22 protein-coding genes and 1 riboswitch are annotated in these 24,830 nt (G+C 43.1%); of the genes, 11 read left to right on the top strand and 11 right to left on the bottom strand.

The window, feature by feature from the left end; genetic code table 11:
• Entirely contained in the window at positions 1 to 792 is a 792-nt protein-coding gene (gene cmoM, locus OO778_RS11210) for a tRNA uridine 5-oxyacetic acid(34) methyltransferase CmoM (RefSeq protein ID WP_012841987.1), read from the bottom strand.
• Positions 793 to 906: 114 nt separating this feature from the next.
• Between cmoM and elyC the strand changes: the two genes are divergently transcribed.
• A complete protein-coding gene (elyC, locus tag OO778_RS11215; protein WP_006742121.1) occupies positions 907 to 1,692 on the top strand; it encodes an envelope biogenesis factor ElyC in 786 nt (261 codons plus the stop codon).
• 72 nt (positions 1,693 to 1,764) lie between these two features.
• Here elyC and torR read toward each other — a convergent pair whose 3' ends face one another.
• A complete protein-coding gene (torR, locus tag OO778_RS11220) occupies positions 1,765 to 2,475 on the bottom strand; it encodes a two-component system response regulator TorR (protein ID WP_005390726.1) in 711 nt (236 codons plus the stop codon).
• Between the two features lie 266 nt (positions 2,476 to 2,741).
• On the opposite strand from torR, the gene torD reads away from it, so the two are divergent.
• The 5 genes from torD to OO778_RS11245 all read left to right on the top strand — a co-directional run bounded on the left by torD (position 2,742) and on the right by OO778_RS11245 (position 7,086).
• Positions 2,742 to 3,389, top strand: a complete 648-nt coding sequence (torD, locus tag OO778_RS11225) for a molecular chaperone TorD (RefSeq protein ID WP_134646941.1) — start codon at positions 2,742 to 2,744, stop codon at positions 3,387 to 3,389.
• 467 nt (positions 3,390 to 3,856) lie between these two features.
• Complete coding sequence (gene purR, locus OO778_RS11230) at positions 3,857 to 4,861, top strand: HTH-type transcriptional repressor PurR (RefSeq protein ID WP_005390722.1); 1,005 nt, start codon at positions 3,857 to 3,859, stop codon at positions 4,859 to 4,861.
• Positions 4,862 to 5,146: 285 nt separating this feature from the next.
• A riboswitch (cyclic di-GMP riboswitch) is annotated at positions 5,147 to 5,236 on the top strand.
• 116 nt (positions 5,237 to 5,352) lie between these two features.
• Complete coding sequence (locus OO778_RS11235) at positions 5,353 to 5,943, top strand: TfoX/Sxy family DNA transformation protein (RefSeq protein ID WP_005390721.1); 591 nt, start codon at positions 5,353 to 5,355, stop codon at positions 5,941 to 5,943.
• Positions 5,944 to 6,058: 115 nt separating this feature from the next.
• Complete coding sequence (locus tag OO778_RS11240; RefSeq protein WP_046874737.1) at positions 6,059 to 6,745, top strand: TVP38/TMEM64 family protein; 687 nt, start codon at positions 6,059 to 6,061, stop codon at positions 6,743 to 6,745.
• A 20-nt stretch (positions 6,746 to 6,765) separates the two neighbouring features.
• Positions 6,766 to 7,086 (top strand): hypothetical protein, encoded by a 321-nt coding sequence (locus OO778_RS11245; protein WP_005390719.1) that lies wholly within the window; start codon positions 6,766 to 6,768, stop codon positions 7,084 to 7,086.
• Positions 7,087 to 7,123: 37 nt separating this feature from the next.
• Here OO778_RS11245 and OO778_RS11250 read toward each other — a convergent pair whose 3' ends face one another.
• From OO778_RS11250 to topA, 4 genes are all read right to left on the bottom strand, one after another.
• Entirely contained in the window at positions 7,124 to 7,927 is an 804-nt protein-coding gene (locus OO778_RS11250) for an alpha/beta hydrolase (protein ID WP_074191079.1), read from the bottom strand.
• A 110-nt stretch (positions 7,928 to 8,037) separates the two neighbouring features.
• Positions 8,038 to 9,495 carry a glycogen synthase GlgA gene (glgA, locus tag OO778_RS11255; protein WP_264909800.1) on the bottom strand — a complete coding sequence of 486 codons (1,458 nt, stop codon included), beginning with the start codon at positions 9,493 to 9,495 and terminating at the stop codon, positions 8,038 to 8,040.
• Positions 9,485 to 10,702 (bottom strand): glucose-1-phosphate adenylyltransferase, encoded by a 1,218-nt coding sequence (gene glgC / locus OO778_RS11260; protein WP_074191077.1) that lies wholly within the window; start codon positions 10,700 to 10,702, stop codon positions 9,485 to 9,487. The genes glgA and glgC overlap by 11 nt, the downstream gene beginning before the upstream one ends.
• Positions 10,703 to 11,312: 610 nt before the next feature.
• On the bottom strand, positions 11,313 to 13,943 hold the full coding sequence (topA, locus tag OO778_RS11265; protein ID WP_005390711.1) for a type I DNA topoisomerase: 2,631 nt from the start codon (positions 13,941 to 13,943) through the stop codon (positions 11,313 to 11,315).
• Positions 13,944 to 14,380: 437 nt separating this feature from the next.
• Here topA and OO778_RS11270 point away from each other — a divergent pair, with 437 nt between their 5' ends.
• Positions 14,381 to 14,629 (top strand): YciN family protein, encoded by a 249-nt coding sequence (locus OO778_RS11270; RefSeq protein WP_005387884.1) that lies wholly within the window; start codon positions 14,381 to 14,383, stop codon positions 14,627 to 14,629.
• Positions 14,630 to 14,692: 63 nt separating this feature from the next.
• Here OO778_RS11270 and aroA read toward each other — a convergent pair whose 3' ends face one another.
• Both aroA and OO778_RS11280 read right to left on the bottom strand, forming a co-directional pair.
• Complete coding sequence (gene aroA, locus OO778_RS11275; protein ID WP_074191076.1) at positions 14,693 to 15,973, bottom strand: 3-phosphoshikimate 1-carboxyvinyltransferase; 1,281 nt, start codon at positions 15,971 to 15,973, stop codon at positions 14,693 to 14,695.
• A 290-nt stretch (positions 15,974 to 16,263) separates the two neighbouring features.
• Complete coding sequence (locus OO778_RS11280; protein WP_005390705.1) at positions 16,264 to 16,740, bottom strand: glycine zipper 2TM domain-containing protein; 477 nt, start codon at positions 16,738 to 16,740, stop codon at positions 16,264 to 16,266.
• Positions 16,741 to 16,779: 39 nt separating this feature from the next.
• Between OO778_RS11280 and aat the strand changes: the two genes are divergently transcribed.
• The 3 genes from aat (at position 16,780) to infA (ending at position 18,485) form a co-directional block, all read left to right on the top strand.
• The gene (gene aat / locus OO778_RS11285) at positions 16,780 to 17,487 is read left to right on the top strand and encodes a leucyl/phenylalanyl-tRNA--protein transferase (protein ID WP_048626183.1); all 708 of its coding nucleotides are present in this window, start codon (positions 16,780 to 16,782) and stop codon (positions 17,485 to 17,487) included.
• Positions 17,484 to 18,185, top strand: a complete 702-nt coding sequence (locus OO778_RS11290; protein WP_074191075.1) for an arginyltransferase — start codon at positions 17,484 to 17,486, stop codon at positions 18,183 to 18,185. The genes aat and OO778_RS11290 overlap by 4 nt, the downstream gene beginning before the upstream one ends.
• A gap of 81 nt (positions 18,186 to 18,266) precedes the next feature.
• The gene (infA, locus tag OO778_RS11295; protein ID WP_001040192.1) at positions 18,267 to 18,485 is read left to right on the top strand and encodes a translation initiation factor IF-1; all 219 of its coding nucleotides are present in this window, start codon (positions 18,267 to 18,269) and stop codon (positions 18,483 to 18,485) included.
• Positions 18,486 to 18,620: 135 nt separating this feature from the next.
• On the opposite strand, the gene clpA is transcribed toward infA, so the two are convergent.
• Both clpA and clpS read right to left on the bottom strand, forming a co-directional pair.
• The gene (clpA, locus tag OO778_RS11300) at positions 18,621 to 20,888 is read right to left on the bottom strand and encodes an ATP-dependent Clp protease ATP-binding subunit ClpA (protein ID WP_005390700.1); all 2,268 of its coding nucleotides are present in this window, start codon (positions 20,886 to 20,888) and stop codon (positions 18,621 to 18,623) included.
• A gap of 50 nt (positions 20,889 to 20,938) precedes the next feature.
• Positions 20,939 to 21,259, bottom strand: coding sequence for an ATP-dependent Clp protease adapter ClpS (gene clpS / locus OO778_RS11305; RefSeq protein WP_264909805.1), 321 nt, complete (start codon positions 21,257 to 21,259; stop codon positions 20,939 to 20,941).
• Positions 21,260 to 21,963: 704 nt separating this feature from the next.
• Here clpS and cspD point away from each other — a divergent pair.
• Complete coding sequence (cspD, locus tag OO778_RS11310; RefSeq protein ID WP_005378407.1) at positions 21,964 to 22,182, top strand: cold shock domain-containing protein CspD; 219 nt, start codon at positions 21,964 to 21,966, stop codon at positions 22,180 to 22,182.
• 187 nt (positions 22,183 to 22,369) lie between these two features.
• On the opposite strand, the gene OO778_RS11315 is transcribed toward cspD, so the two are convergent.
• Complete coding sequence (locus tag OO778_RS11315; protein ID WP_005390697.1) at positions 22,370 to 24,595, bottom strand: NADP-dependent isocitrate dehydrogenase; 2,226 nt, start codon at positions 24,593 to 24,595, stop codon at positions 22,370 to 22,372.
• Positions 24,596 to 24,830 lie beyond the last annotated feature (235 nt).

The following is a 24,830-nucleotide window of genomic DNA, read 5'->3' on the forward strand; positions in this document are numbered from 1 at the left end:
TTATTCCTGTTTATCGTTCTTTTTAGCCCACACATGAATGTAGCGGCCTAATGAGAGGTATGGCTCTTGTCGACAAAGTTGTTTTTCTAGCGCCAACACATCTTCAAACTCGTAATCGCCCATGTATTGCATATTACCTATGTAATCACTAAATGAGCGGATACCAGATTTGCCACAAATACTAAAGCCTGAATCTTCTATCCATTGGTAGACTTCTTCAGGTTTTAAGCCTTTTTGCGGCTGTAGTTTAAATCTTTTTCGGTGAGGCATGCCGTCTAATATATGAGGAATGTTGCCACAAACCACGTTTTTATAGACTAAACCATGGTGGTTATAGAACATCACTGATGCGATGCCTCCCGGTTTTACTTGTTCTAGTACCGTTTCAAGTGCGGCCTTAGGATCGACCAACCACTCCATGACGGCGTGAAACATAACAAGATCCACCTGTTCATCCATATGCTCACCAATGGATTGGACAGGCGAATGAATCAGGCGATACTGCTCAAGCAAACCGTTTTTTTCAATATCCTGCTTAGCCAACTGCAGCATTTCCGAAGATAGATCACATAAAGCGATTCGATGTCCGAGCTTAGCAAGCTTTTGCGACATTTGTGCCAAACCACCACCAGCATCCAACACCTCTAGGGGTTGCTGGTCAGCATCTAATTCACTTAGAATCTGTAGAAAATCTTCCCACACAATGATTTGGCGGATCTCCCCTTTATCGGAGCCGTAAATATTTTTTGCAAATTTGTGGGCGATATCGTCGAAATTGCGGTCTTCTGTCACTTCTGCTGAGTTATCATAACGGATTGTGCCGCTATTCTGGCACAAGGAAAGCAGGAATAAAGAGGGGTACCCTCATTTTTATTATCAATTGATGTTTTTTCGGACTATTTATGTATGTTTGAGCTGAAAAAAGTAGTGTCAGCCTTGCTTATGCCACTTCCGGCATTGCTGCTGATAGGCTTGTTGGGTCTTGCTCTCATTAGTTTTACCACAAAACGTAAAACTGGCTGCTTCGTTGTTCTGTTCTCTTTTGTTGGCATTTTTCTTGTTGCCTTCCAACCTGTTTCAACCAAGCTTCTTATGCCATTAGAGCGAGAGCATAAAGCCTTTTTGCCAGTTTCTGGCACCATCGACTACGTGATGGTTTTAGGGAATGGTCATGTTATCGATGACGAAATTCCACCCACCTCGCAGTTAAGCCGTGCAGCATTAATGCGCTTAACTGAAGGCATTCGTATTTTAAGAATGTATCCAGGTGCTAAATTGATTTTGTCTGGCTATGCTGGCGGATCTGAAATTAGCCACGCAAGAATGATGGCGAACGTTGCCCTTGCGTTGGGAGTCGCGAAATCCGATATCATTTTATTAGAAGATGCGAAAGATACGTGGGAAGAGGCGCGTCAAGCGGCTGCATTCGTTCAACAAAAGGAGATTGTGTTAGTCACTTCTGCGAGCCACATGAGCCGTGCATTGTATGAGTTCAACGCAGCAGGCATTAAACCAATCCCAGCCCCGACCAACTTCTTGGCTATTAGCGAAATCAGTCAACCTTGGGATAAATACTCACCTAAAGCGCGTTACTTAGAACAAACAGAGCTTTATTGGCATGAGTACTTGGGCAGCATTTGGCAAAGATTGCGTGATACTGTCGGCCAAACACCAATGGTTGAAGCAAAGTAGTACTATCTTGAAACCACAAAAAAGGAGAGCCGAAGCTCTCCTTTTTCTTTTAAAGACTTAGGTTTGTTCAGTTTAATCACCAGCAAACATATAGCCTTCGCCGTGCACCGTCACAAAAATTTGCGGGTTCTTTGGATCAAACTCCATTTTTGCGCGCATACGTCGAATAAGAACATCAATAGTACGATCATTGGGAGCATCAACTCGGTGGCTGATCATATTCAAAATACGCTCGCGACTTAACACCTGGTTAGGGTAAGACGATAACGCCACCAAAAGTTCGTATTCTGCTTTGGTCAATTTTACGGGTTCGCCGTTACGGCTCAGCGCACGACGTTGAATGTCGAATGTCCACTCTCCAAAACGTACAATATGTTCTTCACTGGTTTCGTTCGCTTTCGCGCTACCGCTACGCGCTGCTGAAATACGCCACAGCAAGTTTTTAACGCGAACCAACAACTCCCTCAGTTCAAAAGGTTTTGTCACATAATCGTCAGCGCCCATTTCTAGGCCTACGATTTTATCAATGCTATCCGTGCGTCCTGTTACTAATATGATACCAATATCCGATTGGCTACGTAATTCACGAGTAAGCATCAGGCCGTCTTCACCCGGCAGGTTGATATCCAGCATGATCAGGTCTACATCGCCCGCTTGCAGGACCTCACGCATTTCTGCGCCACTCTCTGCTTCGCTGACTTGGTAACCCTCATTTTGGAAATATCCCGCAAGCTTACTACGAGTTACAACATCATCTTCTACGACTAATACGTGATAGCTCATTTACACCACTTTTCTGTCTTCTTATTATCCAAGACGTATTCTATTCATAACTAGTAACATTTCTAGTCATAGATACATTAAAAAGCAAGATTTAGCGTTTTTATTGATTCAAAACAAGCTTACCCATCGCTATTAATAAACGTTAATTTTTGACCATAAAACATAATAATTATAGTTACTGCTATTCATTTTAATTGATTACACTTAGGGGATATCCCTAATTGACTTTGTGATGCACAACTTGAAGCATCATTCAGGAGCCCAAAATGCAAGAAGTGAAAGCTTTTAATGAAAAACGCGCTGAAATTTACTGGTGGTTTTCGAGCTTGTTCGCAAAAGAGCTAACAGAGAAAGAGCTGGAAGCCTACCACAGTGTTGAAATTCGTAGTTTTCTAGCAGGTTTAGGTGAAAATGAGTCGCTGAAACCAGCCGTTGATAGCCTCGTTGATGCGCTAAACCGATTGCAAGATCGTGAAGACGCTCAATTGGAGCTTGCTGCTGACTTTTGTGAACTGTTTTTGAAGACAGAAAAATACGGCGCTCTTCCTTACGCATCGATGTACATCGGTGAATCAGGTTTGCTGAATGACAAGCCAGCCGAGGAAATGGAAAAGTTGATGGCAGAATTTGGCGTTCAAGTAGATGAAAATCTAAAAGAGCCTGCGGACCACTTAGCCGTTGAACTCGACTTTCTCGGCAACATGATTATCCGCTCAAACGAACTTGAGCAAGAAAAACACATGGAAGAAGCCTTCGTTAAACAAAACGACTTTATCCAGCAACAGTTGATGTCTTGGCTACCTCAGTTTGCAGACAAATGTAAACAATTCGACGAATTTGGGTTCTACTCGAGCGTCGCGAAACTATTAGTTGCATTTTGTAAACTAGACAGCGCTTACCTTATTGGGGAATAATTGCCGCCTATTTTTTAAGGAGCCCGCCTATCGGGCTTCCTGTATACCTGAAATAACTGAATGTAAGTAAGTTGGGTATATTATTCGTTTGCCTTAACTTAGCTCAAAGACGCTTGGTTATTTAGCAGTCAAAATGTGACTTCAAATACACAAATCTCTTGCTGAAAACATTGCTAGTCAGTCCACATAGGGCTAAAATGTGAGCGCAAACGATTAAATATGATTTATATGTAAACCGCTGAAATATAGCGGTTTTTGTGTTTTTTAACAGGTTGATGGCAATTTCTCATCAGATAGAAAAAAGATAAAATTCATCGACCGATGCTGCTACGTACCCTTTTGTCGTACTTGGACCAACCGCTGCCGAGACACTTAGCGCCAACCTTAGATTGCTGGGTGTAAAACCATTAGAGCATTAGGTACATCCAACACGACATATTTCAGTAGCTCGATACAGGACACCATTTATGGCCACTATAAAAGACGTTGCTCGCTTAGCCGGCGTTTCCACTACGACAGTTTCGCACGTTATCAATAAAACGCGTTTCGTTGCAGAAGCAACGCAAGAAAAAGTAATGAAAGCCGTGGACGAGTTGAATTACGCGCCAAGTGCGGTTGCACGCAGCCTAAAGTGCAACTCAACTCGTACGATTGGCATGTTAGTAACGCAGTCAACCAACCTATTCTTCTCAGAAGTAATTGACGGGGTTGAGAGCTACTGTTACCGCCAAGGCTACACTCTGATTCTGTGTAATACGGGTGGAATTTACGAAAAACAACGCGATTACATCCGTATGCTGGCTGAAAAACGTGTTGATGGCATCCTAGTGATGTGTTCTGACTTAACCGAAGAGCTTAAAGAGATGCTTGACCGTCATGCCGACATTCCTAAAGTGGTCATGGATTGGGGTCCAGAAAGCTCACAAGCGGACAAGATCATGGATAACTCAGAAGAAGGTGGCTACATCGCAACCAAACATCTGATCGACAATGGCCATACTGATATTGCTTGTCTAAGCGGTCATTTTGAAAAACTTGCTTGCCAAGAGCGCATTGCAGGTTTCCGTCGCGCGATGAGCGAAGCGAACCTAACTGTAAATGAGGACTGGATCCTTGAAGGTAACTTTGAATGTGATACGGCCGTATTAGTCGCAGATAAAATTACAGCAATGGACAAACGTCCGACAGCGGTATTCTGTTTTAACGACACAATGGCTCTGGGCCTAATGAGCCGCCTACAACAAAACGGTATCAAAGTTCCTGATGATATTTCAGTGATCGGCTACGACAACATCGAGCTTGCGGAATACTTCTCTCCACCGTTAACAACTATCCACCAACCTAAACGTCGTGTGGGTAAAAATGCGTTCGAGATCCTACTTGAGCGAATCAAAGATAAAGAACACGAAAAGCGAATTTTCGAAATGCAACCTGAGCTTGTAATTCGAAACACCGTGAAGAAAATGAACTAAAATTCGCCAAATATAACGATGTCAAATAAGCGCTCTAAAAGGGCGCTTATTTTTTATATCTAAATAACTTTTCCCTGACTTAGGTTTGTTAGACAAAAAATCTCGAATCTCTAAGTCTCTGTTTTATATGTAGGTAAATCACACTCCCTCACAACCTCGAGATCATCCCGCCTTATTCTCAAATATGCACAAATATGCGCTTGTCGACACTTTTTATTGAACCAGAATCACACTTTTACGGGTAAAACGTGATGTTAATTCAATATACGAAGTATGCTCATTCTGTCACGCACAGGGCAAACCATTCGAAAGGGTGGGACGCAAAGCCTCCGGCCTGAACCATAGTACTATATGGAAGGTAGCGGGGTTACCGATGGCAAGTGTGCAAGCGATGACTTTACCCTGTAATGACATTGCTTTTGCGCATGTTTGCTACTCTCTCGGACCTGACTTTTGGTGGCGTAATATTAATTACACCGAGATAACAAAACATGGATAAACCGATACTCAAAGACTCTATGAAGCTATTTGAGGCACTTGGTAATATCAAGTCGCGCTCAATGTTTGGTGGCTTCGGACTATTCGCTGATGAAACAATGTTTGCACTAGTTGTAAATAATCAGCTTCATATAAGAGCAGACCAACAAACTTCATCTGACTTCGAGAAACAAGGGCTAAAGCCTTACGTTTATAAGAAACGTGGCTTCCCAGTCGTTACTAAGTACTACGCAATTTCCAACGATTTATGGGAGTCTAGCGAACGCTTAATCGAAGTAGCTAACCAATCGTTGAAAAAGGCAAAGCTTGAAAAAGAACAGCAAGCAACTACAAAGCCTAATCGCTTAAAAGATTTGCCTAACTTACGACTGGCGACTGAACGCATGCTGAAAAAAGCAGGCATTGAGTCAGTAGAAAAACTGGAAGAGGAAGGTGCACTTAACGCTTATAAAGCGATAAGAGATACGCACTCTGCAACCGTCAACATTGAGCTGTTATGGGCACTAGAAGGGGCTATTAACGGTACTCATTGGAGCGTTGTGCCTCAAGCTCGCCGAGATGAGTTGATGAACGGCCTCCAATAAAAGTCGGCCTTAAAAACTATCTTGTAAAACCGCAGTCTAATCTGCGGTTTTTTTGTGAAATTTTTTCGACTTTCCTTCTGTCTTATTACATATATCCCAAATTGGAATCATAAATATGAATAAGAAACTGATATTAGGCCTAATCCTGGTCGCGATCATTATCTTTTTAGGCGTTAACTTTAGTCAGTATTTAACGTTGGAAAATGCAAAAGCCCAACAAGAAGCGCTGACCACATACATCGATCAGAACTTTGTTTTTTCGGCAGCTATTTACTTTTTTGCCTACATTGCAATTACCGCTTTTTCTATTCCTGGTGCTGCTGTGGTTACATTACTTGGTGCGGCTCTATTTGGTTTTTGGACGAGCTTATTACTAGTTTCTTTCGCCAGTACTATGGGTGCAACGCTAGCATTTTTAAGCAGCCGATATTTGCTGCGTGACTGGGTACAAAACAAGTTCGGCAATAAGTTAATCGCAATTAACCAAGGTGTCGAAAAGGACGGTGCATTTTATCTATTTTCCTTGCGTCTCATTCCGGTATTCCCTTTCTTTCTTATCAACTTGTTGATGGGCTTAACGCCAATGTCTGTAGGTCGATTTTACCTTACTAGCCAAGTAGGTATGTTGCCAGGCACTGCAGTTTACTTAAACGCCGGTACTCAGTTAGCAACAATTGAAAGCCTGTCAGGCATTATTTCACCTGCGGTATTGGCCTCTTTTGCGTTACTGGGGCTGTTTCCAATCATCACTAAATGGGTTATGAATAAAGTAAGGCCAACACCGAGTCAGCAAAACTCATAATTAGTAAGTGGACGTGTTTAATGAAAATATTCATTGCTAAAAACCCAGCAGAAGCGCATATCGTGTGCGAATTATTGAAAACCGAGCAAGTCTATTGTGAAGTCCGCGGAGAGGGTATTTTCGGTTTAAAAGGAGAGCTGCCGTTTAGTGATGATACCGATCCTTATGTCTGGCTTTTTGACGCCAAACAACAAGTAAAAGCAGAAGGAATAGTACAAGCCTACCGCAAACAATCCGATGGAAATGAGTATCAAGATTGGCAGTGCCCGAAGTGCCATGAGGTAAACGAGGGGCAGTTTGGTGCTTGTTGGCAATGTGGACATCAAATAGGGGAGCCTTAATAACTCCCCTACTCCTATTCAATCGATTTATTAAGCGCTAAGCAGAAACCGTTTGCTGCTTAATAAATTCGATGGAATGTTGATTGAAATCTTCAGGGCGCTCAACATTACAAACATGACCACAGTTGGGGATCTCTCGTAAAACACTAAGCTTATGCGCCGCAACCATTTCTTTAACAGGCTTAATAAACATGTAATCTCTGTCGCCCATTAAATAGAGTGTGGGAATGGGTAACTCTCGATCTTTAAAATACTTCATTAAAGGATTTACATCAGCAGCAAGAATAAACCAACGTTTAAATTCTTTTTGGCAAAGCTTCTTGGCCTCACGAATAAAAAGATGGCGAGACTCTCGCTGGCTTCTCTGTGGCATAACAATGTACGCAAAAAGTTTGTAGAGCCACATATACGGCAGAATGTGCTTACAAAAATTACCTAATTTAACCAATATTTGAGAACGAGTATTGAGCCTTGTGACAGCGCCACCGAGCACCATTGAACGCACGCGCTCTACTGATAATTCAGCAAGGTTTCGAACAATAATGGTACCAAGCGACATACCGACAAAATGAGCGGATTGGATCTTTAAATGGTCCAATACTTTCAAAATATCTTGGGTAACTTCCGTAAAGGTATAACGGCTGGCAATGAGCTCTTTAAGTAACTGATTTGACTTTCCATGACCTCTTAAATCGATCAGCAATAAGTTAAAGTGTTGCTTGTAAGCTTTGATTTGCTTGAACCAGATAGAAGAGCTACCGCCAGCACCATGCACAAATACAACCCACTCATGACTAGTAGGGTGCAAATAGGTTTTATGAAAAAGTAGCGGCTGGGTCATATTCAAGTATCAAAAAGGTCGTGCTATTGAGTAAAAAGCCATCCTACCACACTCCCCTTACTCAAGATAATAAAGGCACCTTATTCGGTGCCTTTCGTTACAATTTTAAGTCAATTTAACGCCGAATTGTAAAGTTGCAAATAAGCTTCTGCGGCTTTTTGCCAACAAAAATCTTGTTGCATCGCATGCAACTGGACTTTATTCACTTCAGGTTCGTTTTGAGCATAGAGCAACAGTGCCCTTAGCATCGTTAACAACAATGCCTGCGGTGTCGGTTCGAAAAAAACAAACCCCGTCGCTTCAGAAGGGTTCACATCATAATCGTTGACGCTGTCTTTTAGACCACCGACACCACGTACTATCGGCAATGTACCGTAAGCCATACTATAGATTTGATTCAAACCACATGGTTCAAACTCAGAAGGCATCAGAAAGAAATCAGAACCCGCTTCAACGATATGCGCAAGTTCATTATCATAAGCTTCTACGAAGACAAATTTACTAGAAAACTGTGCAGCAACCTCTTCTAGCTGAGCGGCTAGTACAGGGTCTCCGGTCCCAACGACAACTAGTTGAACATCGTGCTTCAAAAAATCAGCCAAAGCAGGCAACAAGTAATGCACACCTTTCTGCTGGGTCAACCGACAAACCATACCAAACATAGCAACATCTTTTTCAGGCAAATTTAGCCGCAGCTGTAATGCTTGTTTACACGCTTTCTTGCCTTGCGTCATACTTTGTTGGTCAGCGCAGTAATTAACTGGCAAGTAAGTATCCGTTTCCGGGTTCCAAGCACTGTAATCACAACCGTTCAAAATACCAACTAAGTCCTGCGCGCGTTGCTGAAACTCCCAAGCCATTCCATGACTGCCAAGCTCTGTTTTGAGTTCCTCTGCGTACGTAGGGCTGACCGCGTTTATCTTATCTGCATTCATTACACCAGCTTTGAGCATCGTAATATGCGTTGCACTCACCGCAGCATCGGGAACGTTTCGACAATGAAACTCTGGCAAGCACTGCACGTCTTCATAACTAAATACGCCTTTAAAGACCGCATTGTGAATTGAAATGACGCTTTTAGTATGAGCAAAAAACGGATCATTGCCATACCTGTGCTTGAGCAAAAATGGAACAAGACCAGTGTGCCAATCGTTCGCGTGTATGATATCCGGCTGAAAAGCAAGCTTTGGCAACATGTCTAAACATGCCGCACTAAAAAACGCAAAGCGCTCACCGTTATCGGTATACGCTTGGTTGTTCTCCGCATACATCGATGGTCGATTGAAATACGGCTCACAATCAATCAGATAAACAGGATTTTGACCTAGCATGAGCCGCAGAACTCGATACTCCGTATGCGGCCATGATGTTAGTTCTGTTTCTAATACAACTTCTGCGTCAGCGAGTTTATCAATACTGCTGTACGCAGGGATGGTAATTCTTACGTCTTGCTGTAGGTTTTGAAGGGCTTCCGGTAGTGCCTTGGCAACGTCTGCCAAGCCACCACTTTTAATGAGACCTTCGACCTCAGAAGCTACAAACAGAATAGATAAGTTGTTAGTAGCCAACTCGAGCTCCTTTCGGAATAACAACAATGCCCTGCTCAGACACGTGGAAGTGTTTTTTATCTTCTTGAAGATTCACACCAATCTGAGTACCAGGGGCAATATCGGCATCCTTATCGACAATCACACGACGTAAAACACAGCCTTCGCCAATTTTCACGTCACCAAGAAGGATACATTCGCTGATATCGCAAGCAGATGCAATATTACTGCGGAACCCAAGCACCGACTTTTCTATTCTTGAGCCTCTGACGTAACTGCCATTACATACCAAACTGTCGATGATCTGAACACGGCCATTATCAGAGTCTGTAAATGTCGCTGGCGGCAATGGAGGATAATAAGTATGCAGCGGCCATTTACGGTTATATAGTGAAAACGGTGCGTCTTTTTCTAGCAGATCCATGTGCGCTTCCCAGTACGCATCAATGGTTCCCACGTCACGCCAGTACACCTCTTCTCTTTCACCGCTGATTTTGTTAGTACTGAAGTCATACACGAACACGTCACCTCGAGGGAACATCTTAGGAATAATGTCCTTCCCAAAATCATGTGATGAAGCTTCATTATCCGCATCTTCAACCAACTCAGAGAATAACACCTGAGCTTCAAAAACGTAGTTACCCATTGAAACTAAAGCGTAATCAGGATCGCCAGGAATCGACTTCGGGTTTGCTGGTTTCTCTTCAAAACCTATCATGCGACCTTCACTGTCCACTTCGATAACACCAAATTGCGACGCCTCTTTTAGTGGCATACGCAATGCAGATACCGTGAGAGAAGCCTGTTTCTCTGAGTGGAAGTTCAGCATTTGTTTAATATCCATCTTATAGATATGGTCAGAACCAAAAATACAAACTTGATCCGGTTCCTCTAGTTCCATAAAACGGAGGTTTTGATAGATCGCGTCTGCCGTTCCTTCGTACCAACGCTTACCAGTGCGCATTTGAGCAGGAATAGGATCGATAAAGCGGTCAGTGATGCCATTAATGTTCCAGCCCTTTTTTAAATGATGGAACAAAGATTGAGATTTAAATTGGGTGAGGACGTAAATGCGCATTAAATCCGCATTTACAAAATTGTTTAGAGCAAAATCGATCAATCGATAGCTACCACCAAACGGTACCGAAGGTTTACTACGAGATTCTGTTAAAGGTCTCAAACGAGAGCCTTCACCGCCAGCAAGAATCATTCCCAAAACACCAGCCATTTGTTGTTCTCCATATCGTTATAGCTTGGATTTGGTACTCGCTTGAATGAGTCATACTCGGGGAGTCAAGCGAATACATTTAGTAACCGTATCAGGAGTTTCTTTGAACTCTTACAACACGATAAAAAAGCTACGGCACTTCCAGTATGCAACGTCCACTCTTTTCTTATTTTTCGACGCAAAATGCACACAGTTGCACTAATTTTTGTAATAAATTATCTAAGCAGGTTCTAAATTACAATTTTTAATACGCCATTCTGTGTTCCATACAGTTCTTGCTTACTCAAGACGATATCTAGATCACACATGCAAAAGCAAACGATTACATTATGAAAACAATTTACGAACGGATTCACTACACCACCGACTTTTTGAGCTTAATATATAACAAATATATGAACGCAAAATGAAAGTTACGACGAATGTTTTTTACATAAAAAATACGTTCACTACTAATAAATCGTGACTCTGGTGTTTTCTAGCGACAATGGTGCTTGTTAAAGTGAGGAAAGGTCGATTAGAGGAAGAATGCGCAGAAGAAAACTGTCGGCCCCTACGCAAAAAAGGCAGCGATATCGCTGCCTTTTTACATTACTTTAATGGTGCATTTTTATGCTTTCGCTTTTTTACGCTTATCTGTGACTTCCCACTTACCTTCAACAAAGAGCGCTGTCCAACCAGATGGTTTGCCGTTCTCTTCCGAACGAACGTAGTTCTCTTTTGTTTTGCGACTAAAGCGTACAACTGCAGGACGACCATCAGGATCTTCTTGCGGTGCGGTCGCTAGGTATTTGAACTTCTCAGGTAAACGCTCTTCAAAACGTGCCAGTTCAGCAACCAAAGGAGCACGTGTCTCGCGCGATTTCGGGAAGTTGCTTGCCGCCATAAATAGACCTGAAGCACCATCACGAAGTACGAAATACGCATCTGAGTTTTCACAAGGCAACTCGGGGAAATGAACAGGATCTTCTTTCGGTGGCGCTACTTCGCCATTCTTCAGAATCTTACGAGTGTTCTTACACGTTTCACTCGTACAGTCCATGTATTTACCAAAGCGACCGTTCTTAAGCACCATATCAGAGCCACATTTGTCACATTCAACAACTGGACCATCATAGCCTTTGACTTTGAACTCACCGTATTCAACAAGGTAGCCTTCACAGTTCGGGTTATTACCACAAACATGCATCTTACGCTTGTCATCAATCAGGTACGCATCCATCGCCGTTTCACAGATCGGACAACGCTTTTTAGCACGAAGCGCGGCCGTTTCAACGTCTTCTTCTAAAACGTTAATAATACCTTCTTCGTCACCCAAGTTGATGGTTGTCTTACAACGCTCTTTTGGTGGTAACGCGTAACCAGAACAGCCTAAGAACACACCTGTCGAAGCAGTACGGATACCCATTGGACGGCTACACGTCGGACATTCGATATCCGTCATGACGATATGGTTTAGCTTCATACCGCCTTCTGACTCATCCAATTCCGCTTTTTCAAGATCGCCAGTGAAATCAGCAAAGAAGTTATCTAGCACTGCTTTCCAGTTCACTTCACCTTCAGCGATTTGGTCCAGTTTCTGTTCCATGCGGGCGGTGAAGTCGTAGTTCATTAAATCGTTAAAGCTGTCATCAAGGCGGTCGGTAACAATTTCGCCCATTTTTTCGGCGTAGAAACGACGCTGATCAACTTTTACGTAACCACGATCTTGAATCGTAGAAATGATCGATGCATAAGTCGAAGGACGACCAATACCTCGTTTTTCCAGCTCTTTAACCAGTGCTGCTTCAGTGTAGCGCGCAGGTGGCTTTGTAAAGTGCTGTTTAGGGTCAAGTGACTCTAAGCTTAGCTTATCGCCAAGTTGTACCGCAGGAAGGATTGTATCCTCGTTTTTGCCCATTGGACGTTGTACACGAGTCCAGCCGTCAAATTTAAGGATACGGCCTTTCGCTTTAAGCGTGTATTCTGCTGCTTTTACGCTGATGGTTGTTGAATCGTATTCTGCTGGTGTCATTTGACACGCGACAAACTGATTCCAAATCAAAGCGTAAAGTTTGTGCGCATCAGCATCGACACCTTGCAGGTCTTCCGCTTTAACACCCACATTTGAAGGACGGATCGCTTCGTGCGCTTCCTGTGCCCCTTCTTTACTGCCATACGTCAGCGGTTTCGCTGGTAAATACTTATCACCAAACTCAGAACCAATAAAGTCACGTACAGCGTCCACAGCCTCGGCACTTAGGTTAGTCGAGTCCGTACGCATATAAGTGATGTAACCGGCCTCATAGAGGCGCTGAGCTAGCATCATGGTCTTTTTCACGCCGTAGCCCAGACGTGTACTCGCTGCCTGTTGAAGCGTAGAGGTGATGTAAGGTGCTGAAGGCTTGCTCTTCGTCGGGCGATCTTCACGCTTACATACTTCGTAACTTGCATTCTCAAGCACAGACATCGCTGCTTTGGTTTCTGCCTCATTAACTGGCTTAAACGCAGAACCATCTTTCTGAGCAACAAGTAGTTTAAAGTCCGCTTTGTCTTTCGTTTTCGTATTCGCATGAATATCCCAGAATTCTTCTGGTACAAACGCGTTAATCTCACGCTCACGCTCAACTAATAGTTTCACCGCAACAGACTGCACGCGACCAGCAGATAAACCACGAGCCACTTTCTTCCAAAGTAAAGGTGAAACCATAAAACCAACGACACGGTCCATGAAGCGACGCGCTTGTTGGGCATTAACACCATCCATGTTCAGCTCACCAGGTGTCTGGAAAGCTTGTTGGATCGCGTTTTTCGTAATTTCGTTAAAAACTACACGTTTGTATCGCTCTTCATCGCCACCGATGATCTCACGAAGGTGCCATGCGATTGCTTCCCCTTCGCGGTCCAAGTCGGTTGCGAGATAAACGCAATCTGCGTCTTTGGCGAGTTTTTGTAGTTCGTTGACAACTTTTTCTTTGCCTGGAAGGATTTGGTAATTCGCTTCCCAGTCATGATATGGGTTAATCCCCATTTTTTTGATCAACGCTTTGCGGTCTTTCTCTTTTTTAACGCGCGCTTTCTCTTCCGGACTCATCCCTTTTGTTGAGATGGCTGCGGCTTTTTTCTCACCAGTGCTTTGACCGGCCGTAGGCAGATCACGCACATGACCAACACTAGACTTAACAATAAAGTCTTTACCAAGGTACTTATTTATCGTCTTTGCCTTGGCTGGTGACTCCACTATAACGAGTGATTTACCCATAACTGACTCTAACGTCCTTCATAATAATGCGGGTAGAAACCTTGTTTAAAGGCCACCCGCATAATGTTCTATTTCATTGCTTCTTTTTTTACTATTGTGCGAGATGAAAAGAAGATCAACTGCTTTTTTGAAATTCAGATCCGATTGGTTGACAATTCATCGTCTTTATACTTCAAAGAGACAGGGTTCTGAAAGGTATTGAGCGGCATATCTAAACAGGCAAACTTAGCATCCGCTAATCCAATGCAATAAATTTTGTTACCCATCACAAAATAGTTTCGTTCAGTGGCTCTTCCATATCCTCCAACTAATCATACTTACACTCTAAAAATTGATCTGTTTAGGCTAAGTGAACGATTGACTGAATTAATCATGCAAACCCATTTTAGTTGTAGGTATACTCAGCGTTCTCAACTGAAATGAATGGTAGAAAAAGTATGTCTGATAGAACGTTTATCGAAGAGTTCGACCTTCTTTTGATCGCTAACCAAATCATCCAAGAACACGATGATTACATCGAAGGGATGCGAGCAACAAGCGTAGAAGAAAAAGAAGGTGTTTTAGTTTTTAAAGGTGAATACTTCCTTGATGACAAAGGTTTACCAACTTCAAATACGACTGCAGTATTCAATATGTTCAAATACTTAGCGCATCACCTTTCCAAGGAATTTACGCTGGTTAAATAGTAGCGGAAAACAAAAAAGCCAGAGTGTTATTCACTCTGGCTTTCCTGTTTCAGGTCAGAATATTTAGCAGCTTAAAGCCTTAAGTTTGTCGAAGTAGTCAGGGAACGTTTTCGACGTACACTTTGGATCGTTAATCGTCACAGGCGTATCACTAAGTGCCACCAGCGAAAAACACATCGCCATTCGATGATCATCGTAAGTATCAATCGCAGCATGCTTTAACTGAGAGACAGGTTTGACAATGATGTAGTCTTCCCCTTCTTCCACTTCCGCACCCACTTTACGTAATTCCGTCGCCATAGCTGACAAACGGTCTGTTTCTTTTACACGCCAGTTATAGACGTTACGAATAGCAGTAGTGCCTTCGGCAAATAGCGCTGTTGTCGCGATGGTCATTGCAGCATCAGGGATATGGTTGTAATCCATATCGATGCCTTTCAATTGACCAACACGTGAAATTACGTAGTCATCACCCCATTCAATTTCTGCACCCATTTTTTCAAGCGCATCAGCAAATTGAATATCACCTTGAATGCTGTTTTTACCGATACCCGTGACTTTAACTTCTCCGCCTTTGATGGCTGCCGCCGCTAAGAAGTAAGAAGCAGAAGACGCGTCACCTTCAACCAAGAAATCACCTGGAGCGATGTATTGCTGACCGGCAGGAATCACAAACTCTTGATAGTCGTTGTTGATCACATCGACCCCAAACTGCTTCATGATATGCAGGGTGATATCGATATAAGGCTTAGAAACCAACTCGCCTTCGATGTTGATGCGAATTTCACCTTCAGCCAATGGCGCAGACATTAAGAAAGCGGTCAAGAACTGACTTGAAATGGATCCATCGATAGAAACTGTACCTGCTTTTAGGCCAGTACCGACTATTTTGAGAGGCGGAAAGTTCTCGTTCTCCATGTACTCAACCTTCGCACCAGCATCTTTCAGTGCCGTGACAAGGTGACCAATTGGACGCTCTTTCATACGAGGTTCGCCCGTCAGTACATACTCCCCTTCTCCAAGACAAAGAGCCGCAGCTAACGGTCGCATCGCAGTGCCAGCATTACCGAGAAATAACTCTACCGGTTCTGAGACAGAAAACGGACGCCCAAGGCCTTCAACGAGACATTCTGTTTTATCTTCGGAAAGTTGGTATTGAACGCCGAGTTTAGTCAGCGCATTCAGCATATGACGGATATCATCACTGTCGAGGAGATTAGTAAGGCGAGTTTTGCCTTTAGCAAGAGCAGCAAGTAAAAGAGCTCGATTAGAAACGCTTTTAGAGCCAGGAAGGTTCACTTCCCCTTGAATTCTATTGATAGGTTGTAACGTTAGGCTTTCCATTAAAAGTTGATAATCCTTTGTGCCCTCAACATACGATTTTTTATGAGGGCTAAACAATTCTTCGTGAATTCAGACTACCCAAAAAAACACGACAAAACCAGAGTAAATCGGCGCTAATTAATGAATATCCTCAAGCAGCCTAAAGATACTGAATTAAAGGTATTGCCAGCGATGTAAATAAGAGCGAAAGAGGCGCGACGAAACAGCAAGCTATTTCGACTTTATTTGACGATAAGCCAGCCCTACTGTGCATGCCTGGTTAGGCTACCTTAGGTTAAAATAACGTAGGATTAATAAGCGATATCAACCCTGACTCCATCATCAAAATATAAGATACGAACTTCATCCCCTCGACTAAATAGCATATTTTTATCAACATCTTGGATAACATTAATCAGCTTGTCTCCCTTCACTTTAATGAGTAGCTCAACTAACTTATATTCAACCGTGTATTGGTAATTACTTTGATTTTGTGCAACCGCTGCACCTGCAAGTGCACCCACTGCCGTCGCAACTTCTCGTCCAGTACCACCACCAAATTGATTGCCGACTAAACCGCCTATTGTGGCACCAAGTAGCGTTTTCCAACCATTATTTTTCGATTGAACGACCTCTTGCTGAGTAATATAACGGACAGAGTCAATCTTCCCATACACCACTTCATTTACCGGCTTGGCAACATTTCTTTCATATGCTGCGTTGGCGGCAAGTGGGAAAAACAGTATGATCCAAAGCCATACTTTCACAATATTTCTTGACCAGGTCATCATAAACTCCTCTGACTCTAATGTTGGTAACGACTTCTTATGGCTATTTATTTAACTGAACTCGATGATACGTTCAACTTTCCCTCACCGTATAAAGCACTCAGCGATCCCAATGGTTTGCTTGCTTTTGGCGGTGACTTAGATCCCATGAGAATCCTCAATGGTTACTATCAAGGCATTTTCCCTTGGTATGGTCCTGGAGAACCTATTCTATGGTGGAGCCCTTCCCCACGCGCTGTTTTTGATCCCTTAGCGTTTAAACCGTCTAAAAGTCTCAAAAAATTTCAGCGTAAACATAACTATAAAGTAACGCTCAATTTCGCGACAGAAGAAGTGATTAGACTATGTTCATCAACACGTCCTGCAGAGGAAACTTGGCTCAACGAGGAAATGCAAGCGTCTTATATTGAGTTAGCTAAACTTGGTCACTGTCACTCAGTAGAAGTATGGCATGACAACGAGCTCATTGGGGGACTATATGGCATCTGCGTTGGTCAACTTTTTTGCGGAGAGTCGATGTTTAGCCTAAAAGATAACGCATCTAAAATTGCATTGTGGTACTTATGCAACCATTTGGCGTCAAAGCAAGGTCAATTAATCGATTGTCAGGTTATGAACTCGCACTTGGCATCACTTGGCGCATTTGAACTAGAGCGTAACGAGTTTATGCAAAAACTACTATCTTTAAGAGAAAAACAAACACTATTTGATACCTATAAGCCCCAAGTTTTGCAGGATTCAGTATGAGTACGGATATACAACATATTCGAATTGGATTAACGAATAATCACCCTTGCAGTTACTTGCCTGAACGGCAAGAGCGTGTGGCGGTGGCACTTGATGCAGGACTGCATACTGAAGAAAACTATCAACTACTGATGGCCAACGGCTTTCGTCGTAGCGGAGATACCATATATAAACCGCACTGTGAGCATTGTAATGCTTGCCAGCCAATTCGAGTCTCGATTCCGGATGTGACGCTATCAAAAAGCCAGAAGAGGCTGCTTAATAAAGCACAGTTTTTACGCTGGGAAATGAAACCTGAAATGGATGAGGAATGGTTTGAGCTTTACAGTCGGTACATCTGCAAACGGCATAAAAACGGCACTATGTACCCACCAAAGCGTGATGAGTTTGCTCGATTTGCTCAAACTAGCTGGCTGAACACTTCATTTTTGCATATTTACGATGAGTCAAATCAATTACTCGCCATTGCGGTAACGGATGTAATGACTCAATGTTCGAGTGCATTTTATACTTTTTTTGACCCTGACTACGCGTTATCTCTTGGCACTTTGGCAGTGCTCTATCAAATAAAATACTGCCAAGAAAACAAACAACAGTGGCTTTATTTGGGTTATCAGATTGATGAGTGCCCAGCAATGAGCTACAAAACACGCTTTCAACGCCACCAAAGGCTAGTAAATCAGCGTTGGCGAGGGTAGAATACGCCTCAACTTTACATAATTACTATTTAGCGGCAGAATATAGCCCGCTAATATTGCCTAATTTCTAAAGAGGATTAAATGGCTAAAGAAGACGTAATCGAGATGCAAGGCACAGTCCTTGACACTCTACCAAACACTATGTTCCGTGTTGAACTTGAAAACGGTCACGTTGTGACTGCTCACATCTCTGGCAAGATGCGTAAGAACTACATCCGTATCCTAACGGGTGACAAAGTAACTGTAGAGATGACTCCATACGACCTGTCAAAAGGCCGCATCGTCTTCCGCGCTCGTTAATCTCTGATTTTCGGATGCAATAAAAAACGGAGCAGTTTGCTCCGTTTTTTATTGCATGATTTTTATTTCCGAGTAGGTTCAGACAAACAAAAAGCGCACGATAAAATCGTGCGCTTTTACTTCCCTACGGAGCAATTAATGCATCGCTGCCTCTTTCTCACTCAAATATTCAAATTTAAGTGTGTCATTCACTAGTGTTACTTTCACAGTGCCGCCGTCGACTAGAGAGCCAAACAACAATTCATTAGCCAAAGGTTTCTTAAGTTGCTCTTGGATAACGCGTCCCATTGGGCGAGCACCCATCGCCTTATCATAACCTTTATTCGCTAACCAATGGCGTGCATCTTGCGATACCTCCATTGATACGCCACGAGCATCAAGTTGCACCTGCAGTTCAACAATAAACTTATCAACAACTTGATGGATAACGCTTTCATCAAGGCTGTTAAACCAGATGATGTTATCAAGACGGTTACGGAACTCAGGAGTGAATACCTTCTTAATTTCCGCCATCGCATCGTGACTGTTGTCTTGCTGAATCAAACCAATTGATTTCTTCTCAGTTTCAGCCACACCCGCGTTGGTTGTCATAACGAGGATGACATTACGGAAGTCTGCTTTACGACCGTTGTTGTCCGTTAGCGTACCATTATCCATCACTTGCAATAGCAAATTAAAGATATCTGGATGCGCTTTCTCAATCTCATCGAGTAATACGACTGAATGTGGGTGCTTGATAACAGCGTCTGTCAGCAAGCCACCTTGGTCGTAACCGACATAACCAGGAGGTGCACCAATTAAGCGACTCACGGAGTGACGCTCACCATATTCCGACATATCAAAACGAAGTAGCTCGATCCCTAGAAGCTTAGATAGCTGCACCGTCACCTCTGTTTTACCCACCCCAGTAGGGCCAGCAAACAAGAATGAACCAACTGGTTTGTTATCCACGCCCAAACCTGCACGTGTCAGCTTGATCGCTTCGGATAATGCATCAATCGCATTATCTTGACCAAATACCAACATCTTCATCTTGCTATCTAGGTTCTTCAAGATGTCTTTATCTGAAGAAGAAACCGACTTCTCTGGGATTCGTGCCATCTTGGCAACCATCGCTTCGATATCAGCAACACCAACCGTTTTCTTACGGCGGCTTGCAGGAGCAAGACGACTGCGAGCGCCAGCTTCATCAATGACATCAATGGCTTTATCTGGTAAATGACGTTCATTGATGTATTTCGCCGAAAGTTCTACCGCGGCACGCAGTGCTTTATTGGTGTAACGTACTTCATGGTGTGCTTCGTACTTCGGCTTCAAGCCCATCAAGATTTTAGTTGTGTCATCCAGAGAAGGCTCTACAACGTCAATCTTTTGGAAGCGACGGGACAACGCACGCTCTTTCTCGAAAATGTTGCTGTATTCTTGGTATGTAGTCGAGCCGATACAACGCAACTTACCGCTACTTAGTAGAGGTTTGATAAGGTTTGCGGCATCAACTTGACCACCAGAAGCCGCACCCGCACCGATGATTGTGTGTATCTCATCGATGAACAAAATTGCATCTTCTTCTTTTTCAAGCTGTTTCAAAATCGCCTTGAAGCGTTTTTCAAAATCACCACGGTACTTAGTACCAGCCAATAGAGAACCAATATCCAATGAGTAAATCACGCTGTTTTGAATAACTTCCGGGACCTGCCCTTCTACAATTCGCCAAGCAAGACCTTCTGCGATGGCTGTTTTACCTACCCCGGCTTCACCCACTAGTAATGGGTTATTCTTGCGGCGGCGGCAAAGTACTTGAATAGTGCGCTCTAGCTCTTTATCGCGACCAATCAGTGGATCGATATTGCCATCTTTAGCGACCTGATTAAGGTTAGTCGCAAAGCTTTCCAAACGTTCTTCAGAATTCGGCTCTTCGACACTCTCTGAACTGAACGAATCTGATGATGGGTCTTCGCTTGCACCTGACGCTTTGGTAATACCATGGGAGATAAAGTTAACAATATCTAATCGGGAGATGTCGTTTTTCTTCAGTAGGTAGGCGGCATGCGACTCTTGCTCACTGAAGATCGCCACAAGCACGTTTGCACCTGTTACTTCGTTGCGGCCAGACGACTGTACATGAAAGACGGCGCGTTGTAGCACACGTTGAAAACTCAAAGTCGGCTGGGTTTCACGCGTCTCATCACTGTCTGGGATAAGAGGCGTAGTTTGATCGATGAATATATCGAGTTCGTTACGTAAAGCGTCAAGATCCGCTTTACAAGCTAAAAGGGCTTCCTTAGCTGCATCATTTTCCAATAATGCAAGTAGGAGGTGTTCGACAGTCATAAACTCGTGGCGTTTATCTCGCGCCCGAGCAAATGCACCGTTAAGGCTTGACTCTAGTTCTTTATTTAGCATAAGTACCTCCCGAAAAAACAACTTGGGTTGTTCGAGCAAGTCTTCTTTGTTTACGCTTGCTCCATAGTGCAAAGTAGCGGATGTTCATTTTCCCTTGCGTACATCGTAACTTGCGCTACTTTTGTTTCGGCAATTTCTGCACTGTAAGTGCCACAGATTGCCTTTCCTTCATAGTGAATCTTGAGCATGAGCTGAGTCGCTTTATCAATGTCATGTGAAAAGAATCGCTCAAGTACCTCTATGACGAAATCCATAGGTGTATAGTCATCATTATTTAGTACAACATTGTACAGCTTAGGTGGCTGAACTTTCGTACTTTCTCGCTCCAGAAGATCAGAGTCCGGAGTGACCCATTCAAAATTTTTACTCATGGCAATTCAAAGATATCGTATCAAAGGGTTGATGTTTTCGACCTATAAAAACAATCTACCACAAGCGTGCAGCGCGGTGTAGTGAGATATGGCACCGAATTCGATCTTTGATCGATAAAAGTTGCTACCTAATATAGAGACTAATGCAGGTCTTGAGGGGGCGCAAATAAAAGATGCTTGTCGATAAGTTACACATTTTTACTTATAAAATAACTTTCTTTTTACCCCCTCCGAGCTACTGCGAAACATCTCTCAGTCTTCTACCGAGATCACACTTCCTAACTGAGAATGGGGTAATTATCACGAAAACTTCATTTTTTATTCAGTTAGAGGATTCATCTATCATAAGCAACACGAACAGTATGGTTTTTCCAGTGAATACTACTTTGCAGGCTAATTGACCAAACTTCCGCGTATATACGAAAAACTGTTTGCAAATTTGTTAATCTCAAAAGTGATTTGTTTTCAATTATGTTTCTGTTTGTTGCTTAATGCTATTGACTGTCGGGATTCATTGACTACAGTGGAAAGTGTTGATGCATAAATCGTCATTTTGAATCCATTTGTTTTTAAGCAGCTTGGTGAATGTGATTTCTCATTGACTAGATGTTTGTTAGCGTTCGCTGACAATAGTAGTACCAGGTTAAAGGTATAACTTGGTTGTTGTAACAACTCAGTAAAAAATGCATGAGGGATGTAAAAGCATGGCTACAGGTACAGTAAAGTGGTTTAACAATGCCAAAGGATTTGGGTTTATTTGTTCAGATGAAGAAGAGGGAGATATCTTTGCCCACTATTCAACTATCCAGATGGACGGTTATCGTACACTGAAAGCAGGCCAACAAGTCTCATACGAGATTGAAAAAGGTCCCAAAGGCTGTCACGCGAGTAGCGTCGTGCCTCTTGAAGGTCAAGCCAAATAATTAGAGCGCTGTCGAAAAATAAAAATATTGCTCTCGAAACATCATTTTGATGTTCTGAAGAGAAAAATAAACCCGCCAAGATAGCGGGTTTCTTACTATTTGTAGCTTATGAAATGCAGATAGACCACATACAAAGTATTGATAAAATAAGAAACACGCCGAAAGCGACGTGCTCTTTTCATCTATTTTACTTGTTAATGATCGCGTTAAAGGTTTCGCTTGGGCGCATCAACTTAGAAACCAATGCATCATCTAGCAGATAGTAACCGCCCAATTCTCCTTTCACACCCTGTGCGTTGTTTAGCTCAGCGACGATTTTTTCTTCATGCTCTGACAACGCTTTCGCAATCGGTGCAAACTCAGCAGCGAGATCAGCATCGTCTGTTTGCTCGGCAAGTGCTTTCGCCCAGTAAAGTGCGAGGTAGAAATGACTACCGCGGTTATCTAATTCGCCCACTTTACGTGATGGAGACTTGTTGGTATCTAAAAACTCACCAGTCGCTTTGTCTAGCGTATCCGCCAAAACTTGTGCTTTCGGGTTGTTTGCCACCACACTTAGATGTTCTAGGGATGCAGCTAGTGCTAAGAACTCACCTAAAGAATCCCAACGAAGGTGATTCTCTTTTTCTACTTGTTGAACATGCTTAGGAGCAGAACCACCAGCACCAGTTTCAAATAGACCACCGCCATTCATCAATGGAACGATAGATAGCATCTTAGCTGACGTGCCTAACTCTAGAATTGGGAACAAGTCTGTTAGGTAGTCACGAAGAACGTTACCCGTTACAGAGATAGTATCCAGACCCGCTTTCATACGCTCTAGCGAGTACTTACAAGCATCAACAGGAGATAGGATCTTAATCTCTAGACCGTCAGTATCGTGCTCTGGTAAGTAGGTATTTACTTTCTTAATGAGTTCAGCATCGTGCGCACGGTTTTCGTCTAGCCAGAATACGGCTGGAACACCTGTTGCACGTGCGCGAGTCACTGCTAGTTTAACCCAATCTTGGATTGGTGCGTCCTTCACCTGACACATACGGAAGATATCGCCTTCTTCAACCGCTTGCTCTAACAATACGTTACCCGCAGTATCAACAACGCGAACGGTACCCGCTGCATCTAGAATGAACGTCTTGTCGTGAGAACCATATTCTTCTGCCTTTTGAGCCATTAAGCCAACGTTAGGCACGCTACCCATAGTGGTCGGGTCAAATGCGCCGTGCTCTTTACAGAAATCAATCACCGCTTGGTAAATACCTGCGTAGCTACGATCTGGTATCATCGCTTTGGTGTCTTTTTGTTTACCATCTGGTCCCCACATTTGACCAGAAGAGCGAAGCATTGCTGGCATAGAAGCGTCTACAATAATGTCGCTTGGTACATGTAAGTTTGTGATACCACGATCAGAGTCAACCATCGCAAGTTCTGGTTGAGTTTGGTAAACCGCTTGAATGGCCGCTTCAATTTCTGCTTTTTGCGCTTCAGGTAGAGACTCAATTTTCGAGTAGACATCACCAATGCCATTGTTTACATCAACGCCCAGTTCTTCAAACAGCTTACCGTATTTATCGAAAACGTCTTTGTAGTAAACTTTCACTGCATGGCCGAAAATGACTGGGTCAGAAACCTTCATCATCGTCGCTTTCATATGAAGAGACAACAGCACGTCTTGTGCTTTCGCTTCAGCAATCTCTTTCTCGAAAAATTCAACCAGCGCCTTCTTCTTCATCACTGAAGTGTCAATGACTTCTTTATCTAGTAATGGGAACGCAGACTTGAGCTCTTTAACTGTACCGTCATTACCAACAAACTCGATTTTTACCTCTGTTGCACCAGAGATAGTCGTGGACTTTTCGCTACCAAAGAAGTCATTGTCTGACATGCTCGCAACATGAGACTTAGACTCTGATGACCACGCACCCATTGAATGTGGATTTTTCTTCGCGTAGTTCTTAACCGAAGTTGGAGCACGACGGTCTGAGTTACCTTCACGAAGTACTGGGTTAACCGCACTACCTTTGATTTTGTCGTAAGCCGCTTTAATCGCTTTCTCTTCGTACGTGCTCGGTTCTTCTGGGTAGTTTGGTAAATCGTAACCTTTCGCCTGAAGCTCTTTAATCGCCGCTTTAAGCTGAGGAACTGAAGCTGAAATGTTAGGCAGCTTGATGATATTTGCTTCTGGAGTTTGAGCCAGTTCACCAAGCTCAGTCAACGCATCGCCAATGCGCTGTTCTTCTTTTAGATGCTCTGGGAAGTTAGCGATAATTCGACCTGCTAGTGAAATATCACGAGTATCTACATTGATGCCAGACGATGCTGTGAATGATTGAATGATTGGTAGTAATGAATAAGTTGCTAGCGCCGGCGCTTCATCAGTGATGGTGTAGATAATTGTAGGTTTTTCTGTAGGCATGAAATTTCCCTATTTTTTAATCAACTTGTTGGCTGATCAACTCAGCGTCTGAGTTGGTTTAATTGACGCATTGCTGCACGTTAGCAGTACATGTCTCCTCACTAACGCCACATGCGGTTCGCACTCTTTGTTGTAGTTTGAAGCTCTAAGCTCTGAATCCATGAGTGCACTGATATAATTAAACAAATAACACGAATTAGTCTATCATTCTGTGCGCGTTTGTTAGTTTTAGGCG

The organism is Vibrio sp. STUT-A16, from assembly GCF_026000495.1.
GTDB lineage: Bacteria > Pseudomonadota > Gammaproteobacteria > Enterobacterales > Vibrionaceae > Vibrio > Vibrio diabolicus.

Bases quoted from the DNA above. Each gene is read 5' to 3' on its own strand.
- torR (WP_005390726.1), bottom strand. From the start codon at position 2,475: ATGAGCTATCACGTATTAGTCGTAGAAGATGATGTTGTAACTCGTAGT.
- aat (WP_048626183.1), top strand. From the start codon at position 16,780: ATGGCTATTTATTTAACTGAACTCGATGATACGTTCAACTTTCCCTCA.
- OO778_RS11280 (WP_005390705.1), bottom strand. From the start codon at position 16,740: ATGACCTGGTCAAGAAATATTGTGAAAGTATGGCTTTGGATCATACTG.
- OO778_RS11290 (WP_074191075.1), top strand. From the start codon at position 17,484: ATGAGTACGGATATACAACATATTCGAATTGGATTAACGAATAATCAC.
- clpS (WP_264909805.1), bottom strand. From the start codon at position 21,259: ATGAGTAAAAATTTTGAATGGGTCACTCCGGACTCTGATCTTCTGGAG.
- OO778_RS11235 (WP_005390721.1), top strand. From the start codon at position 5,353: ATGGATAAACCGATACTCAAAGACTCTATGAAGCTATTTGAGGCACTT.
- OO778_RS11240 (WP_046874737.1), top strand. From the start codon at position 6,059: ATGAATAAGAAACTGATATTAGGCCTAATCCTGGTCGCGATCATTATC.
- elyC (WP_006742121.1), top strand. From the start codon at position 907: ATGTTTGAGCTGAAAAAAGTAGTGTCAGCCTTGCTTATGCCACTTCCG.
- OO778_RS11270 (WP_005387884.1), top strand. From the start codon at position 14,381: ATGTCTGATAGAACGTTTATCGAAGAGTTCGACCTTCTTTTGATCGCT.
- aroA (WP_074191076.1), bottom strand. From the start codon at position 15,973: ATGGAAAGCCTAACGTTACAACCTATCAATAGAATTCAAGGGGAAGTG.
- cspD (WP_005378407.1), top strand. From the start codon at position 21,964: ATGGCTACAGGTACAGTAAAGTGGTTTAACAATGCCAAAGGATTTGGG.
- OO778_RS11315 (WP_005390697.1), bottom strand. From the start codon at position 24,595: ATGCCTACAGAAAAACCTACAATTATCTACACCATCACTGATGAAGCG.
- glgC (WP_074191077.1), bottom strand. From the start codon at position 10,702: ATGGCTGGTGTTTTGGGAATGATTCTTGCTGGCGGTGAAGGCTCTCGT.
- OO778_RS11245 (WP_005390719.1), top strand. From the start codon at position 6,766: ATGAAAATATTCATTGCTAAAAACCCAGCAGAAGCGCATATCGTGTGC.
- topA (WP_005390711.1), bottom strand. From the start codon at position 13,943: ATGGGTAAATCACTCGTTATAGTGGAGTCACCAGCCAAGGCAAAGACG.
- infA (WP_001040192.1), top strand. From the start codon at position 18,267: ATGGCTAAAGAAGACGTAATCGAGATGCAAGGCACAGTCCTTGACACT.
- purR (WP_005390722.1), top strand. From the start codon at position 3,857: ATGGCCACTATAAAAGACGTTGCTCGCTTAGCCGGCGTTTCCACTACG.
- torD (WP_134646941.1), top strand. From the start codon at position 2,742: ATGCAAGAAGTGAAAGCTTTTAATGAAAAACGCGCTGAAATTTACTGG.
- OO778_RS11250 (WP_074191079.1), bottom strand. From the start codon at position 7,927: ATGACCCAGCCGCTACTTTTTCATAAAACCTATTTGCACCCTACTAGT.
- clpA (WP_005390700.1), bottom strand. From the start codon at position 20,888: ATGCTAAATAAAGAACTAGAGTCAAGCCTTAACGGTGCATTTGCTCGG.